Below are 19,151 nucleotides of genomic sequence, written 5' to 3' on the forward strand. Positions count from 1 at the left end.
GCTAAATGGAGAACGAGAACAAGCTCCGCGACTACCTCAAGCGGGCGACCACCGACCTGCGCAACGCCCGCCGCCGCCTGCGCGAGGTCGAGGAGCGCGAGCACGAGCCCATCGCCATCATCGGGATGAGCTGCCGCTACCCCGGTGGCGTCACCTCGCCGGAAGACCTCTGGCGCCTCGTCGCGGACGGCGGGGACGCCGTGGTGGAGTTCCCCGCCGACCGCGGCTGGGACACCGAAACCCTGCACGACCCCGACCCGGAGCACGCGGGCACCTCCATCACCCGGCACGGCGGATTCCTCCAGGGAGCGACGGAGTTCGACCCGGCGTTCTTCGGCGTCAGCCCGCGCGAGGCCGCCGCCATGGACCCCCAGCAGCGCCTGCTCCTGGAGACCTCCTGGGAGGCGTTCGAACGCGCGGGCATCGACCCGGCGCAGGCCAGGGACTCCAGAACCGGCGTGTTCGCGGGCGTCATGTACAACGACTACGCGACACGCCTGCCGCAGGCCCCCGAAGGGTTCGAGGGCTACCTCGCCAACGGCAGCGCGGGCAGCATCGCCTCCGGCCGCATCGCCTACACCCTCGGCCTGGTCGGCCCCGCCGTGACGGTGGACACCGCCTGCTCCTCGTCGCTGGTGGCCCTGCACCTGGCGATGGTGGCGCTCCGCCGCGACGAATGCTCCCTCGCGCTCGCGGGCGGCGCCACGTTCATGTCCACGCCCCGCACGTTCGTCGAGTACAGCAGGCAGCGCGCGCTGTCCGTGGACGGCCGCTGCAAGGCGTTCTCCGACGGCGCCGACGGCACCGGATGGGGCGAAGGCGTCGGCATGCTCCTGGTGGAGCGGCTCTCCGACGCCCGCCGCAACGGCCACCCGATCCTCGCGATCGTCCGCGGTTCCGCCGTGAACCAGGACGGCGCGTCCCACGGCCTGACCGCGCCCAACGGCCCCTCCCAACAGGCCGTGATCACCCAGGCGTTGGCGAGCGCGAGCCTCACCGCGGCCGACGTGGACGCCGTCGAGGCGCACGGCACCGGCACCACCCTCGGCGACCCCATCGAGGCGCAGGCCCTCATCGCCACGTACGGCCAGGACAGGACCGCGGACCGGCCCCTGTGGCTGGGCTCGCTGAAGTCGAACATCGGCCACTCCCAGGCCGCGGCGGGCGTCGGCGGCATCATCAAGATGGTCATGGCGATGCGGCACGGCACGCTGCCCAAGACCCTCCACGTCGACGAGCCGAGCAGCCACGTCGACTGGTCCGCGGGCGCCGTGGAACTGCTGACCGAGGGCCGGGCGTGGCCGGAGACCGGCGAGCCGCGCCGCGTCGGCGTCTCCTCGTTCGGCGTCAGCGGCACGAACGCCCACGTCATCCTGGAACAGGGCCCCGCCGCCGACCAGGACCCAGAGCAGGCCACTGCCCCGCCCACCGCCGGTGCCACCCCGTGGGCGCTGTCCGCGATGACCCCCGACGGGCTGCGCGCCCAGGCCGACCGCCTCCTGACCGCCCTGCGCGACAGCGACGAGAGTGCCGGGAGCGGCGGCTTCGACGCGGCCGCCGTCGGCTTCTCCCTGGCCACCACGCGTGCCGTGTTCGAGCACCGCGCCGTGCTCCTCGCCGACAACGACGACAAGGCCGCCACCCTCGACCGGCTCGCCGCCCTCGCCGAGGGCCGCGGCGGTCCCGGCGTCGTCGTGGGCGAGGCCGCCACGCACCGTCTCGGCTTCCTGTTCTCCGGGCAGGGCTCGCAGCGCCTCGGCATGGGCCGTGAACTGGCCGCCCGCTTCCCGGTGTTCGCCACCGCCCTGGACGACGTCCTCGCGGAGTTCAACCCCCAGGTCCGCGAGGTGCTCTTCGGCGAGGACGCCGACGCCCTGAACGAGACCGGCGTGACACAGCCCGCGCTGTTCGCCGTCGAGGTCGCGCTCTTCCGGCTCCTCGAATCCTGGGGCGTACGCCCCGACCTGCTGGCCGGGCACTCCATCGGCGAACTCGCCGCCGCGCACGTGGCGGGCGTGTGGTCGCTCGCGGACGCCGCCAAGGTGGTCTCCGCGCGCGGCGCGCTGATGCAGGCGCTGCCCGCGGGCGGCGCGATGGTCGCCCTCCAGGCCACCGAGGCCGAGGTCGTCCCCGACCTGCCGGACGACGTGGGCATCGCCGCGGTCAACGGCCCCGAATCCGTGGTGATCTCGGGCCCCACCGCCGACGTGGAGGCCGTCGCGGAGCAGTGGCGCGATGCGGGCCGCAAGGTGAGCCGACTGCGGGTGAGCCACGCGTTCCACTCGCCGCTGATGGACCCGATGCTCGACGACTTCCGCTCGGTCCTGGAGAGCGTTTCGTACGAGGCTCCCTCGATCCCGATCGTGTCGACGCTGATCGGCAGCCTGGCGGGCGCCGACGACCTGATGTCGCCGGAGTACTGGGTGCGCCACGTCCGCGAGGGCGTGCGGTTCCACGACGCGGTCGCCGCGCTGCGCGAGCACGGCGTCGACGTCTTCCTGGAGGTCGGCCCCGGCGGCGTCCTGTCCGGCCTCGGACAGCTCAACGCCCCCGACGCGGCCTTCGTCCCCGTCCTGCGCGGCGACCGCCCCGAACTCGACGCGCTGACCACGGCCGTCGGCCAGCTGCACGTGCGCGGCGTCGCGGTGAACCTGGCCGCCTGCTTCGCCGAAGGTGACGCCCGACGCGTGGACCTGCCCACGTACGCCTTCCAGCGCGAGCGCTACTGGCTCGACGCCCCCGCCGACGACACGGCCACCGAGCCCATGTCGCCGGTGGAGGCCCGGTTCTGGGAGACCGTGGAAGAGGGCGACCTCGGCGACCTCGCCCGCACGCTCGGCGTGTCGTCCGACGACCCGCTGAGCGCCGTACTGCCCCGCCTCTCCGCCTGGCGCAGGAAGCAGCGGGAGCGTTCCACGGCGGACGGCTGGCGGTACGCCGTCCAGTGGCGGCCGCTCGCCGCGGGGAACCAGCGCCTGGACGGTACGTGGCTGGTCGTGGCGCCGGTCGGTGAGGACAGGGCCGCGTGGGTGCGGGACGCCCTCACGCGCAACGGCGCCGAGTCGCGCCTCGTGGAAGTGGACCCGGAAGCCGTCGACTGGTCGCAGCAGCTCACCGAACTGCCCGACCTGGCCGGTGTGGTCTCCCTCCTGGGGCTCGCCGCCACGGAAGGGCCGGGCATCCCCCCGGGCCTCGGAGCCACGATCGGGCTCCTGCGGGCGCTCGACGACGCGGGCGTCTCGGCCCCGCTGTGGTGCCTGACGTCGGGTGCCGTGTCGGTGGGCACGGACGACGCCCCGACCGCGCTCGACCAGTCGATGGTGTGGGGTCTCGGCCGGGCGGCCGCTCTGGAGCGGCCCGGCAGTTGGGGCGGTCTCGTCGACATTCCGCAAGCACGCGACGAGGCGACCGGTGACCTGCTGGCGTCGACCCTCTCCGGTGCGCGCGGCGAGGACCAGGTCGCCGTACGCGGCGGCGAGCTCCTCGGCCGCAGGCTGGTGCCCGCGCCCCTGGGCGACGCCCCCGTGGAGGGCTGGACGCCGCGCGGCACCGTCCTGGTGACCGGCGGCCTCGGGGCCCTCGGCGGACACGTGGCGCGCTGGGTGGCGGCGCGCGGGGCCGAGCACGTGGTGCTGGCCAGCCGCCGCGGCCGAGCGGCCGACGGCGCGGAGGAGCTGGCGGCCGAGCTCGTCGAGCTGGGCGCCCGGGTGACGTTCGCGGCCTGTGACGTGGCGGGCCGCGACGCCCTCGCCGCGCTCCTCGCGAGCGTCCCCGAGCTGAGCGCGGTCGTGCACACGGCGGGCATCGAGCGCGCCGTCGCCCTCGCGGACCTCGACCCGTCCGACCTGGGCGAGTTCGCCGACGTACTGGCGGCGAAGGCCGACGGCGCGCGCAACCTGCACGAGCTGCTCGCCGACGCCCCGCTGGACGCCTTCGTCCTGTTCTCGTCGATCGCGGGCGTGTGGGGCAGCGGCGGTCAGCCCGCCTACGGCGCGGCGAACGCCTACCTGGACGCCCTCGCCGAGCACCGCCGCGCCCAGGGCCTGCCCGCCACGGCGGTGGCGTGGGGCCCGTGGGGCGGCGGCGGCATGGTCGCCGACTCCGGGCAGGCCGCCCACCTGCGGCGCAGGGGCCTGAACACGATGACCCCCGAAGCGGCACTCGCCGGTCTCGGCGCGGCCGTCGACCACGGCGACGCGACGATCACCCTCGCCGACGTCGACTGGGACCGTTTCGCCGGTACGTTCATGGCGCAGCGTCCGAGCCCCCTCCTCGGCGAACTCCCGCAGGTCCAGGCCGCGTTCGCGACCACGGCACCTGAGCGGGGCACGTCGGATCTCGCGCGGCGGCTCGCCGGTCTCGACGTGGCCGAGCAGGAGCGGCAGCTCACCGACCTCGTCCGCTACGAGGCGGCGGCGGTCCTCGGCCACGTGTCCGGCGACGCCTTCTCCGCGACGCGTGCCTTCCGCGAGCTGGGCTTCGACTCGCTGACGGCGGTGGAGCTGCGCAGCCGACTGAGCGAGGTCACGGGCATCGTCCTGCCCTCGACGCTGGTCTTCGACTACCCGACCGCCGCCGAGCTGGCCACCCACCTGCGTACCGAACTGTCCGGTGCCAGCGCGGACTTCACCTCCCAGGCTCCCGTGGCCGCCTCGGGCGTGACCGACGAGCCGATCGCGATCGTGGGCATGGCGTGCCGGTTCCCCGGTGGCGTGGTCAGCCCCGAGGACCTGTGGCAGGTCCTGCGGTCGGGCGGCGACGCGGTGTCGGAGTTCCCGACCGACCGTGGCTGGGACCTGGAGACGCTGTACGACCCGGACGCCACCCGCGCCGGTACCTCGTACACGCGCAAGGGCGCCTTCCTCGACCAAGTGGCCGAGTTCGACCCGGCGTTCTTCGGTATCTCGCCGCGCGAGGCCCTCGCCATGGACCCGCAGCAGCGGCTCCTCCTCGAAACCTCGTGGGAGGCCGTCGAGCGCGCCGGGATCGACGCGCACGCCCTGCGCGGCAGCCGGTCCGGCGTGTTCGTCGGCACCAACGGCCAGGACTACACGACCCTGATGATGGCCGCTCCGGACACCGTCGAGGGCTACTTCGGCACCGGCAGCGCGGCGAGCGTCATCTCCGGCCGCCTCTCGTACACGTTCGGCCTCGAAGGCCCGGCCGTCACGGTCGACACGGCCTGCTCGTCGTCCCTGGTGGCGCTGCACCTCGCGGTGCAGGCCCTGCGGTCAGGCGAGTGCGAGATGGCCCTCGCGGGCGGCGTGACGGTGATGTCCACCCCTGCCGCGTTCGTGGAGTTCAGCAAGCAGCGGGGTCTGTCCTTCGACGGCCGCTGCAAGGCGTTCGGCGCGGACGCGGACGGCACGGGCTGGGGCGAGGGCATCGGCATGCTCGTCGTCGAGCGCCTGTCGGACGCCGAGCGCAACGGGCATCAAGTGCTCGCTGTCGTACGGGGTTCGGCGGTGAACCAGGACGGCGCGTCGAACGGTCTGACCGCTCCGAACGGTCCCTCGCAGCAGCGTGTGATCCGCCAGGCCCTCGCGGCGGCCGGTCTCGCCCCCGCCGACGTGGACGCGGTCGAGGCGCACGGCACGGGCACCAAGCTGGGCGACCCGATCGAGGCCCAGGCCCTCCTCGCGACGTACGGTCAGGACCGCGACGCCGACCAGCCGCTCCTGCTCGGCTCGATCAAGTCCAACATCGGTCACACCCAGGCCGCCGCAGGCGTGGCGGGTGTGATCAAGATGGTCATGGCGATGCGGCACGGCGTGCTGCCCAAGACCCTCCACGCGGACGAGCCTTCGCCGCACGTCGACTGGTCGGCCGGTGCCCTGGAACTCCTCGCCGAGGAGCGCGAGTGGCCTGCCGCCGACCGGCCGTGGCGGGCGGGTGTGTCGTCCTTCGGCTTCAGCGGCACGAACGCACACGTGATCGTGGAGCAGGCCCCTGTCGTCGAGCGGGAGCAGGCCCCCGAGCCGCTGCCCGTCGGCACGGTCGTCCCGTGGGCGCTGTCGGCCAACACCCCCGAGGGGCTGCGCGACCAGGCCGCACGGCTGAAGTCCTTCGTGGAGACCTCGACCGACCTGCCGGTGGCGGACGTGAGCCGTGCGCTGCTGTTCTCGCGTGCGGCCCTTGAGCACCGCGCGGTGCTCGTCGCCACGGAGCACTCCGAGTTCCGCTCGGCCCTGACAGCTCTCGCCGAGGGGCGGGGCGGCCCGGGTGTGGTGACGGGTGAGGCGGAAGCGCAGCGGGTGGGCTTCTTGTTCTCGGGGCAGGGGGCGCAGCGGCTGGGAATGGGTCGTGAACTGGCCCAGCGGTTCCCGGTGTTCGCCGCCACGCTGGACGAGGTCCTTGGGCTGATGGTGCCTCAGGTGCGTGAGGTGCTGTTCGGTGAGGACGCGGATGCGCTGAATGAGACGGGTGTGACGCAGCCTGCGTTGTTCGCGGTGGAGGTGGCGCTGTTCCGGCTTCTTGAGTCGTGGGGCGTACGTCCTGACGTCCTGGCTGGTCACTCGATCGGTGAGCTCGCTGCGGCACATGTGGCAGGTGTGTGGACGCTGTCCGACGCCGTGAAGGTGGTGTCGGCGCGTGCGGGTCTGATGCAGGCGCTGCCCGAGGGCGGCGCGATGGTCGCGATCCAGGCGACCGAGGAAGAGGTCGCCGCCGACCTGCCGGACGGCGTCGGTATCGCGGCGGTCAACGGCCCGTCGTCCGTGGTGATTTCCGGTGTCGCGGCTGACGTGGAGGCTGTGGGGGAGAAGTGGCGTGAGGCGGGCCGCAAGGTCACCAAGCTCCGGGTGAGTCACGCGTTCCACTCGCCGCTGATGGACCCGATGCTGGACGAGTTCCGCCAGGTCCTGGAGAGCGTCTCCTACGAGGCTCCCTCGATCCCGATCGTGTCGACCCTGACCGGCAGGTCGGCCACGCCCGAGGAACTGACGTCGCCCGATTACTGGGTGAGCCACGTGCGCGAGTCCGTGCGGTTCGCCGACGCCGTGCGCACGCTCGTCGCCGACGGCATCGACACGTTCGTCGAGGTCGGCCCCGGCGGCGCTCTGTGCGCCCTCGGCCAGGAATCCGCGCCGGACGCCGCCTTCGTACCCGTGCTGCGCGGTGACCGCCCCGAGGCAGTGGCCGCGACGACGGCTGCGGGTCAGCTGCACGTACGCGGTGTGGCGGTGGACTGGGAGGAGTTCCTCGCCGGTCGTGGCTCACAGTGGGTGGACCTGCCGACGTACGCGTTCCAGCGAGAGCGTTTCTGGCTGGATGTCGCGCCGGCGGGTGAGGGTGCCGTCGGGCGGATGTCTCCGGTGGAGGCGCGGTTCTGGGAGGCCGTCGAGGAGGGCGATGTCGCGGACTTCGCCCGGACGCTGGATGTGTCGTCGGACGATCCGCTGAGTGCGGTGTTGCCCCGGCTCTCCGCGTGGCGTAGGGAGCAGCAGGACCGCTCTGTCGCGGATGGCTGGCGCTATGGGATCGAGTGGCGTCCGGTGGCCGCTGGTTCCCGCGAGCTGAGCGGTACGTGGCTGGTCGTGGCGCCGGTCGGTGAGGACAGGGCCGCGTGGGTGCGGGACGCGCTCACGCGACATGGCGCCGAGGCGCGCCTCGTCGAGGTGGATCCGGAGTCGGCCGACTGGTCCGAGCGGCTGAGCGAGCTGCCCGTACTGAGTGGTGTGGTGTCCCTGTTGGCGCTCGCGGATGGGGGCGTCGCGCACACGGTCACTCTCCTGCGGTCCCTCGGCGACGCGGGTGTGTCGGCTCCGCTGTGGTGCCTGACGTCCGGTGCGGTGGCGGCGGCAGCGGATGATGCCGTGGCCGGGTTCGAGCAGTCGATGGTGTGGGGTCTTGGCCGGGTGGCCGCCCTGGAGCAGCCGGGCCGTTGGGGTGGCCTGGTCGACGTACCGGACTTCGCCGACGAGGCGACCGGCGATCTGCTCGTCTCGGCCCTTGCCGGGACGAGTGGTGAGGACCAGGTCGCCGTACGCGGCGGCGAGCTCCTCGGCCGCCGCCTGGTCCCCGCGCCGCTGAGTGCGCAGGCCCCCGGATCCGGCTGGACGCCGCGCGGCACGGTCCTCGTGACCGGTGGCCTCGGCGCCCTCGGCGGGCATGTGGCGCGCTGGCTCGCGGCGCACGGTGCCGAGCACGTGGCCCTGGCGAGCCGTCGTGGCGCCGACGCCGAAGGTGCCGACGAACTGGCCGCAGAGCTCGACGAGTTGGGCGCGCGAGTGACCTTCGCGGCCTGCGACGTGGCCGACCGTGAGTCCGTCGCCGCGCTGCTGGAGAGCCTCCCCGCACTCGACGCCGTCGTGCACACGGCGGGCATCGAGCGTTCGGCCTCCCTCGCCGATCTGGGAGCGGACGAGCTCGCGGGCGTGCTGGCCGCCAAGGTCGACGGCGCGCGCAACCTGCACGAGCTGCTCGCCGACGCGCCGTTGGACGCGTTCGTCGTCTTCTCGTCGATCGCGGGCGTCTGGGGGAGCAGCGGACAAGGCGCGTACGCGGCCGCCAACGCCTACCTGGACGGGCTCGCCGCGCACCGCAGGGCCGCCGGTCTGCCCGCCACGGCCGTGGCGTGGGGCCCGTGGGGCGGTGGCGGCATGGTCGCCACCGGCGAGCAGGCCGCGCTGCTGCACCGTTGGGGTCTGTCGACGATGGCTCCGGCCGTCGCGATCGCGGGCCTGGCGACCGCGCTTGAGCGGGGCGAGGGCGGGGTCGTCGTCGCCGACGTCGACTGGGAGCGTTTCGCCGGTACGTTCATGGCGCAGCGGACGAGCCCGCTGCTGAGTGAACTCCCGCAGGTGCGGGCCGTGTTCGAGGCGTCGACGCCCGAGCAGGGGTCGTCGGCTCTCGCGCAGAGGCTCGCCGGTCTGGACGAGGCGGAGCAGGAGCGGCAGCTCACCGACCTCGTCCGGTACGAGGCGGCCACGGTACTCGGTCACGTCTCGGCCGACGCCTTCTCCGCCACACGTGCCTTCAAGGACCTGGGCTTCGACTCCCTGACGGCGGTGGAACTGCGGACCCGACTGAGCGAGGCCACCGGCGTCGCCCTGCCCGCGACCCTGGTCTTCGACTACCCGACCGCCGCCGAACTGGCCGCGTACCTGCGCACCCAACTGGTCGGAGCGGACGCCGACGTCACGACCGCCGCCCCCGTGGCGGCCTCGGGCGCGGCGGACGAGCCGATCGCAATCGTGGCGATGTCCTGCCGGTTCCCCGGTGGCGTGTCGAGCCCCGACGACCTGTGGCAGGTGCTGCTCTCCGGCGGCGACGGCGTGACCGACTTCCCCGCCGACCGCGGCTGGGACGTGGAGGCGCTGTACGACCCCGACCCGGACTCCGTGGGCACCACGTACCTGCGCGCGGGCGCCTTCCTGTCGGACGTGAGCGGCTTCGACGCGGGCTTCTTCGGCATCTCGCCGCGCGAGGCCCTGGCGATGGACCCGCAGCAGCGGCTGCTCCTCGAAACCTCCTGGGAACTGCTCGAGCGCGCGGGCATCGACCCCGCCTCGCTGCGCGGTGAGCGCGTCGGCGTGTTCGTCGGTTCGAACGCCCAGGACTACGGCCTCGTGCTCGGCGAGTCCGGCGAGGACGTCGGCGGCTATGTGGCGACCGGCAACGCGGCGAGTGTGGCCTCGGGCCGCCTGTCGTACACCTTCGGTTTCGAAGGCCCGGCAGTGACGGTCGACACCGCGTGCTCGTCGTCCCTGGTGGCGCTGCACCTGGCGGTGCAGGCCCTGCGCTCGGGCGAGTGCGAGATGGCGCTCGCGGGCGGTGTGACCGTGATGTCGACGCCGGGCGCGTTCATCGAGTTCAGCCGCCAGCGCGGCCTGTCGATGGACGGCCGCTGCAAGGCGTTCGCGGCCGCGGCCGACGGCACCAGCTGGGGCGAAGGCGTCGGCATGCTGTTCGTGGAGCGCCTCTCCGACGCCGAGCGCAACGGGCACCAAGTGCTCGCTGTCGTACGGGGTTCGGCGGTGAACCAGGACGGCGCGTCGAACGGTCTGACCGCTCCGAACGGTCCCTCGCAGCAGCGTGTGATCCGCCAGGCCCTCGCGGCCGCCGGTCTCGCCCCCGCCGACGTGGACGCGGTCGAGGCGCACGGCACGGGCACCAAGCTGGGCGACCCGATCGAGGCCCAGGCGCTTCTTGCCACGTACGGCCAGGGGCGCGACGCGGACCGGCCGTTGTGGCTGGGTTCGGTGAAGTCGAACATCGGTCACACCCAGGCGGCGGCCGGTGTGGCGGGTGTGATCAAGATGGTCATGGCGATGCGCCACGGCGTCCTGCCCCGCACCCTGCACGTCGACGCGCCGTCGCCGCACGTCGACTGGAGCGCCGGTGCGGTGGAGCTCCTGACGCAGGACCGCCCGTGGCCGGAGACCGGTCAGCCGTGGCGCGCGGGTGTGTCGTCGTTCGGCTTCAGCGGCACGAACGCGCACGCCATCATCGAGCAGGCCCCGCGCGTCGAGCCGGTGGAGGCGGCGACGCACGACGGGGGTGTGGTGCCGTGGGTCCTGTCGGCGAGTGACGAGGGTGCGCTGCGCGGCCAGGCGGAGCGACTCCTGTCCCTCGTGGACGAACACGAGCCCGTCGAGATCGGCTACTCGCTCGCCACGTCACGCGCGGCCCTCGACCACCGCGCGGTGGTCGTCGCCGCTGAGCCCGCCGAGTTCCTGTCGGCTCTCTCCGCTCTCGCCGAGGGCCGGGAAGCGCCGGGTGTCGTGCTGGGCGAGGCGTCCGATGCGCAGCGGGTGGTTTTCCTGTTCTCGGGTCAGGGTTCGCAGCGGCTGGGGATGGGTCGTGAACTGGCGTCCCGTTTCCCGGTGTTCGCCGCCGCTCTGGATGAGGTGCTTGATCTGCTGGCGCCTGAGGTGCGTGAGGTGCTGTTCGGTGAGGACGCGGATGCGCTGAACGAGACGGGTGTGACGCAGCCCGCGCTGTTCGCAGTCGAGGTGGCGCTGTTCCGGCTTCTTGAGTCGTGGGGCGTACGTCCTGACGTCCTGGCTGGTCACTCGATCGGTGAGCTCGCTGCGGCACATGTGTCGGGTGTGTGGACGCTGCCCGACGCGGTCAAGGTCGTGTCGGCGCGAGGTGCGTTGATGCAGGCGCTGCCCGAGGGTGGTGCGATGGTGGCCATTCAGGCGACCGAAGAGGAGATCGCCGGGGCCCTGTCGGAGACGGTCGGTATCGCGGCGGTCAACGGCCCGTCGTCCGTGGTCATTTCCGGTGTCGCGGCCGACGTGGAGGCCGTGGGCGAGAAGTGGCGTGAGGCGGGCCGCAAGGTCACCAAGCTCCGCGTGAGCCACGCCTTCCACTCGCCGCTGATGGACCCGATGCTCGACGACTTCCGCGAGGTCCTTGAGAGCGTCTCCTACGAGGCCCCCTCGATACCGATCGTGTCGACCCTGACCGGCGTGCGCGCCACCGCCGACGAGCTGTCCTCGCCGGACTACTGGGTGCGTCACGTCCGCGAGTCGGTGCGCTTCGCCGACGCCGTGAAGACGCTGGCAGTCGACGGCATCGGCACCTTCATCGAGGTCGGCCCCGGCGGCACCCTCTCCGCCCTCGGCTTCGCCAGCGCGCCCGACGCGGTGTTCCTGCCCGCGCTGCGCACGGACAGGCCCGAGGAGGTCGCCCTCGTCACCACGGTCGCCGCGCTCCACGCGCGGGGCGTGGCGGTCGACTGGAGTGCCTACTTCGCGGGCAGCGGAGCGCGCCGCGTCGACCTGCCGACGTACGCGTTCCAGCACCAGCGCTACTGGACGGACGCCCGGCCCGGAAAGAACGAGGCCGTCGCGGACGTGGAGGAGGCGGAGTTCTGGGCCGCCGTGGACAGCGAGGAGGCGGGCGCGCTCGCGTCGTCCCTCGGGATCACCGACGACGGGGAGACTGAATCCCTCCGCGCGGTGCTGCCCCTGCTGTCGTCGTGGCGGCGCCAGAGCCGCGAGAAGTCCGCCATGGACAAGTGGCGTTACACCGTCGACTGGACGGCCGTGGACCACCCGGCGACCACGCCTCCCTCGGGCACCTGGCTGGCCGTGGCGCCCGAAGGTGACGAACGCGCCGCCGCGCTGGGCGAGTTGTTGAAGGAGCGGGGCCTTTCGCTCACCCTCGTGGAGGCCGAAGGGGCGGACCGCGAGGTTCTCGCCGACGCGCTGCGCGCGGCCGCCCCCGGCACGGAGGTCGGCGGCGTCCTGTCGCTGCTGGCGTTCGACGAGTCGCCGCACCCGGACCATCCCGCCGTGCCCAACGGCGTCGCGGCCACCGTCGCACTGGTCCAGGCGCTGGGCGACAGCGACGTACGGGCGCCGCTGTGGTGTGTGACGTCGGGTGCGGTGTCGGCTGCCGCGGAGGACGCGGTCGGCGGGTTCGCGCAGTCGATGGTGTGGGGTCTCGGCCGTGCCGCGGCCCTCGAACACCCCGAGCGCTGGGGTGGCCTCGTCGATCTGCCGGAGACGGTGGACGAGACCGCGGCCGCGCTGCTGTGCGGTCTGCTCGGGGGAGCGGAGGACCAGGTCGCCGTACGCGGGACCGGTGTGTTCGCGCGCCGCCTCCGGCGCGCCGGGCGGGCCACTGCGGGCTCCGCGTGGACTCCGCGCGGCACGGTCCTCGTGACCGGTGGTCTCGGCGCCCTGGGCGCCAGGGCCGCACGGTGGGTCGCCGAGCACGGCGCCGAACACGTCGTCCTGGTGAGCAGGCGCGGACCCGACGCCGAGGGAGCGGCCGAACTGGACGCCGAACTCGCCGAGTCGGGTGCCCGCGTCACGGTCGCCGCCGTCGACATCGCCGACAGGGAACGGCTCGCCGCCCTGCTCGACGACCTGGCCGCCGCCGGTGACCCGGTGCGCGCCGTCGTGCACACCGCGGGGCTCAACGACAGCGTCCCCGCCGACGCCACGGACCTCGCGCGCTTCGCCGACGTCGTCACCGCCAAGGTGGCGGGCGCGCGGAACCTGCACGAACTGCTCGCCGACGCGCCGCTCGACGCGTTCCTCTCGTACTCCTCGATCGCGGGCATCTGGGGCAGCGGCGGCCAGCTCGGCTACAGCGCGGCGAACGCCTACCTCGACGCGCTCACCGCACACCGCGTCGCCCGCGGCCTGCCCGCCACCGCGGTGGCCTGGGGCCCCTGGGCGGGCGGCGGCATGGCCGACGACGAGGCGCAGCGGCAGCTGTCCCGGCGCGGTCTCCTCGCCCTGCCGCCCGAGCTCGCGGTGGGTGCCCTCGCCGACGCGGTCGGCGGCGGCACGGCGAGCACGGTCGTCGTGAACGTCGACTGGGCGCGGTTCGCGCCCGCGTTCACCATCGGCAGGCCCAGCCCGCTGCTGGCCGACCTCGCCGAGGCGCGTGCGGCGCTCGCGGACCGGGCCGCCGACGGAGCAGGCAGCTCCGACGCCGCCGCGACCGGGGACGAGGAGGGCGCCGCGCTGCGCCGCCGCCTCACCGGCCTGGCCGAGGCCAAGCAGAAGGAACTGGTGCGCGGCCTCGTGGCCGCCGAGGCCGCAGCCGTCCTCGGGCACACGTCGGCTGCCGCGGTCGACCCCGACCGGGCCTTCCGCGAGCTGGGCTTCGACTCGCTGACCGCCGTCGAACTCCGCAACCGGCTGACGGCCGTCTCCGGCCTGACGCTGCCCTCGACCGTGGTCTTCGACTACCCGAGCCCCGCGGTCCTCGCCGAACACCTCCTGACGGAGGTCACCGAACCGCAGGACGAGCCGCTCGCGGCCCCGGGGACCGCGGCCCCCGGCGCGACCGACGAGCCGATCGCGATCGTCGCGATGGCGTGCCGCTACCCCGGCGGCGTGACCAACCCGGAGGACCTGTGGCGGGTGCTGCGGGAGGGCGGCGACGCGGTGGCGGAGTTCCCCGCCGACCGCGGCTGGGACATGGAGACGCTGTACGACCCCGACCCCGAAGGGGTGGGCACCACGTACAGCCGCAGGGGCGCCTTCCTCGACCGCGTCGCGGACTTCGACGCGAGCTTCTTCGGCATCTCGCCGCGCGAGGCCCTCGCCATGGACCCGCAGCAGCGCCTCCTCCTCGAAACCTCCTGGGAGACCTTCGAGCGGGCAGGGATGGACCCGAACGCGATCCGCGGCGAGCGGGTCGGCGTGTTCGTCGGCTCGAACGTGCAGGACTACGGACTGGTCCTGGAAGGAGCCGCCGAGGACGTCGGCGGGCACGTGGCGACGGGCAGCGCGGCCAGCGTGATGTCGGGCCGCCTCTCGTACACCTTCGGCCTCGAAGGCCCGGCCGTCACGGTCGACACGGCCTGCTCCTCCTCGCTCGTCGCCCTGCACCTCGCGGTGCAGGCGCTCCACCAGGGCGAGTGCGAGATGGCACTCGCGGGTGGTGTGACCGTGATGTCGACGCCGGGTGCCTTCATCGAGTTCAGCCGCCAGCGCGGCCTGTCGGTCGACGGCCGCTGCAAGGCGTTCGCCGACGCCGCCGACGGCACCGGCTGGGGCGAGGGCATCGGCATGCTGCTCGTCGAGCGCCTCTCCGACGCCCAGCGCAACGGTCACCAAGTGCTCGCCGTCGTACGAGGATCCGCGGTGAACCAGGACGGCGCGTCCAACGGCCTGACCGCGCCGAACGGCCCCTCGCAGCAGCGCGTGATCCGGCAGGCGCTCGCCAGCGCCGGGCTCGCCGCCTCCGACGTGGACGCGGTCGAGGCGCACGGCACCGGCACGACCCTCGGTGACCCGATCGAGGCGCAGGCGCTCCTCGCCACCTACGGCCAGGGCCGCGACGCCGACCGGCCGCTGTGGCTCGGTTCCATCAAGTCGAACCTCGGTCACACCCAGGCGGCCGCCGGTGTCGCGGGCATCATCAAGATGGTCATGGCGATGCGCCACGGCGTCCTGCCCCGCACCCTGCACGTCGACGAACCCTCGACGCACGTGGACTGGTCGGCAGGCGCGGTGCGTCTGCTCACCGACGAGCGTGACTGGCCCGCCGTGGACCGGCCGTGGCGCGCGGGCGTGTCGTCGTTCGGCTTCAGCGGCACCAACGCGCACACCGTCATCGAGCAGGCCCCCCGGGCGCTGCCGACCGAGGCCGACACCGAACCCGCGGAGACGGGCGGCGTGGTGCCGTGGGTCCTCTCGGCACGGTCTGTGGAAGCGCTGCGGGAACAGGCGGCCCGCCTCCGCGACGAGTGCGCGCACGAGAGCGCCGCGCCGGTCGCCGACATCGCCCACTCCCTGCGCACCCGCTCCGCGTTCGACCGCAGGGCCGTCGTGGTGGGCCGCGACCGGGAGGACTTCCTCGCCGGACTCACCGCCCTCGCCGAAGGCCGCGAGGCACCCAACGTCGTGACCGGCGTCGCGGAGCACCACGGCACAGGACCGGTGTTCGTCTTCCCCGGCCACGGCACGCAGTGGCTCGGCATGGCGGGCGACCTCCTGGAGTCCTCGCCCGTGTTCCGCACCCGCATGGAGGAGTGCGCGGCGGCACTGGCGGAGCACGTCGACTGGTCCCTCATCGACGCGATCCACGACGACGCCCTGATGGAACGTCTCGACGTCGTCCAGCCCGCGCTGTTCGCCGTGATGGTGTCGCTCGCCGCCACCTGGCGGTCGTGGGGCGTCGAGCCCAGCGCCGTACTCGGCCACTCCCAGGGTGAGATCGCCGCGGCCTGCGTCGCGGGCGCCCTGACCCTTCAGGACGCGGCCCGCCTGGTCGTCGTCCGGAGCAAGGCGCTCAGCGCCCTGTCGGGACACGGCGGCATGGTGTCGGTCGCGCTCGACGTGGACGGCGTACGGGAACTGATCGCGCTCTGGGAAGGACAGCTCGCGATCGGCGTGGTCAACGGACCCGCCTCCGTCGTCGTCTCCGGTGACGTCACCGCGCTCGACGAACTCGTCGAGACCTGCGCCGAACAGGGCATCTGGGCGCGCCGCGTGCTCGCCGACTACGCCCCGCACTCCCACCACGTCGAACGCATCGAAGCCGACGTCCTGGCGGGCCTCGCGGACGTCACGCCGCGCTCCGGTGACGTGCCGTACTACTCGCCGCTGACCGGCGGCTGGCTCGACACCCGTGAGCTCGACGCCGCGTACTGGTACCGCAGCCTGCGGCAGACCGTCGAGTTCGCCGACTCCGTCTCCGACCTGGTGGCGGCGGGCCACACGGCCTTCGTCGAGGTCAGCCCCCACCCGGTCCTCGTGGCGGGGCTCGGTGAACTCGTCGGTACCGACGGCGTCGTCGTCGGCTCGCTGCGCCGCGGGGACGGCGGCCTGACGCGCCTGATGACCTCGGCGAGCGGCCTGTTCGTCCGAGGCGGGCAGGTGGATTGGCGGACGCCGGGCGGACGCCGCGTCGACCTGCCGACCTACCCGTTCCAGCGCAGGCGCTTCTGGCCCACCACGACGCACACCGCGACCGGCGACGTCACATCGGCGGGCCTCGGCCGCGTCGACCACCCCGTGCTCGCCGCCGTCACCGAACTCCCGGACTCCGAGAGCCTCGTGTTCAGCGGCAGGCTGTCCCTGCGCACCCACCCGTGGCTCACCGACTACCGCGTCCTCGGCTCCGCGGTGCTCCCCGGCGCCGCCTACGTCGAGCTCGCGCTGTGCGCCGGTGACCACGTCGGCTGCGCCTCGCTGGACGACCTCGTCCTGGAAGCCCCCCTCGTCCTGCCCGAACGCGATGGCGTACAGGTACGGCTCAGCCTCCACGGACCCGACGACTCCGGCCGCCGGGCGTTCACCGTGGACTCCCGCGGAGACGAGGGCGGCGACTGGACCCGCCACGCCACAGGAGCCCTGTCCGATCGGGCCGAGCCCGTCACCGACACCCTCGTCGCCTGGCCGCCCGGCGAGGCCGACCCCGTCGACCTCGACACGCACTACGCCTCGGTCGCCGCAACCGGCCTCGACCACGGCCCCGCCTTCCAGGGACTCAACGCCGCCTGGCGCAAGGGCGACGAGGTGTTCGCCGAAGTGGCGCTGCCCGACGGCCTCGCCGACGACGGCTTCGGCCTGCACCCCGCACTCCTCGACACCGCGCTGCACGCCGTCGGCATCGGCGTCAGCTCGGAAGGACTGCCGTTCTCGTGGGCCGGGGTACGCCTCCTCGCGACCGGCGCGACCGCGCTGCGGGTCCGGCTCACGCCCGTCGGCGTGGACGCCGTGGCCGTCCTCGTCGCCGACGGCACCGGCGAGCCCGTCGCCGCCGTCGACGAGCTGAACCTGCGGCCCCTCTCGGCCGACCAGCTCAACCTGGCCCGGTCCGCGCACCGCGACTCGCTGTTCGAGGTGAAGTGGGTCCCGACCCAGGACGCCGCCCCCGACACCGGCACCTGGGCGGTGCTCGGCGCGGGCACCGGCACCGACCGCCTGGTCGAGGCGCTCACCGCCGCCGGTGAGCAGGTCGACGAACACGCCGACCTGGCCGCCCTGTCGGCCGCCGTCGCCGACGGCGCGCCCGCGCCCCGGTACGTCACCGTGACCCCCGGCGAGAACGCGGCGACACCCCGCGAGGCCACGCACCACACCCTGGGCCTGCTCCAGGAGTGGCTCGCCGACGAGCGGTTCGCCGAGTCCAGGCTCGTCGTCCTCACCAACGGCGCCGTCGCCGCGGCACCGGACGAGGACGTACCGGACCTGGTGCGCGCCCCCGTGTGGGGCCTGGTCCGCTCGGCGCAGTCGGAACACCCGACGCGGTTCGTCCTCGTGGACCTCCTCGACACGGACGGCGACGCCCGGTCGACCCGCAAGCTGCCCGCCGCCGTGGCGACCGGGGAGCCGCAGATCGCGCTCAGGGACGGCGTCGCCTCGGTGCCCCGCCTCGCCCGGCTCGCCGCCCACGCCGACGCACCCGACACGGTGGCCTTCACCCCCGACAGCGTGGTCCTGATCACCGGTGGGCTCGGTGTGCTCGGCGGCATGACCGCACGGCACCTCGTCACCCGCCACGGAGTCCGCGACCTCGTCCTGACCGGCAGGCGCGGCACGGACACCCCCGGCGCCGACGCACTGCGCGCGGAACTGGAGGCACTCGGCGCACGGGTCACGGTCGCCGCCTGCGACGTGAGCGACCGTGACGCGGTCGCCGCGCTCCTCGCGGAGCACCCCGTCACCGCGCTCGTGCACACGGCGGGCGTCCTGGACGACGGTGTCATCGACTCCCTCACCCCCGAGCAGGTCGACGCGGTACTCCGCCCCAAGGCCGACGCCGCACGGCACCTGCACGAGCTGACCGAGCACTCCGGGCTCACCGCCTTCGTGCTGTTCTCCGCGGCCGCCGGTGTGTTCGGCGGTCCGGGACAGGGCAACTACGCGGCGGCCAACGCCTACCTCGACGCGCTCGCCCAGCACCGCCGTGCCCAGGGCCTGCCCGCGACGTCGCTGGCCTGGGGCCTGTGGGCCGAGGCCACCGGCATCACGGGGCACCTCGACGACGCCGACGTCCAGCGCATGGCACGGGGCGGCATGATTCCGCTGTCCTCCGCGGACGGCATGGCCCTGTTCGACGAGGCACGTGCGACCGGCGCCGCGAGCGCGGTGCCCGCCGCGCTCGACCTGGCCGCGCTCCGGGCCCACCCCGAGCGGGTCGGGACGCTGCTGCGCGGCCTGGTGCCCACCCCGGCCCGCAGGTCCGCGCGGTCCGGCGACGGCGCGGGAACGGTCCCGCTCGCCCAGCGCCTCGCGGGCCTCACCGAGGCGGAGCAGGACCGGGCCCTCGTCCACCTCGTGCGTACGCACACCGCCGCCGTACTCGGCTTCGCCGGTCCGGACGCGGTCGAGGCGGACCGGGCGTTCAAGGAACTCGGCTTCGACTCGCTGACCGCCGTGGAACTGCGCAACAGGCTGGACGCCGAAGTCGACACGCGGCTGCCCGCCACCCTGGTGTTCGACCACCCGACCCCCGGGGCGCTCGCGGCCCACCTGCGGACGACGGTCGTCACCGACCAGGCGTCGCCCGCGGCGGCCGTACTCAGCGAACTCAACAAGCTGACGATCACGATGTCCAAGCTCGACCCGGACGACGCCCTGGCCGGAGACATCCGGCTCCGGCTCCGGTCACTCCTGTCCGCGTGGGAGGAGCAGGAGCCGGAGGCCCCGGTGGACGACCTGAGCTCGGCAACCCTCGATGACGTCTTCGACATCATCGACGAGGAGCTCGGCAAGTCCTGACCAGCC

1 protein-coding gene is annotated in these 19,151 nt (G+C 73.7%); it reads left to right on the plus strand.

The window, feature by feature from the left end; translation table 11 throughout:
• The first annotated feature begins 5 nt into the window (after positions 1-5).
• Entirely contained in the window at positions 6-19,145 is a 19,140-nt protein-coding gene (locus KY5_RS37150) for a type I polyketide synthase (RefSeq protein ID WP_098246317.1), read from the plus strand.
• The last annotated feature ends 6 nt before the right edge of the window (positions 19,146-19,151 follow it).

Origin of the sequence: Streptomyces formicae (assembly GCF_002556545.1) — a bacterium.
Classification (GTDB): Bacteria; Actinomycetota; Actinomycetes; order Streptomycetales; family Streptomycetaceae; genus Streptomyces; species Streptomyces formicae_A.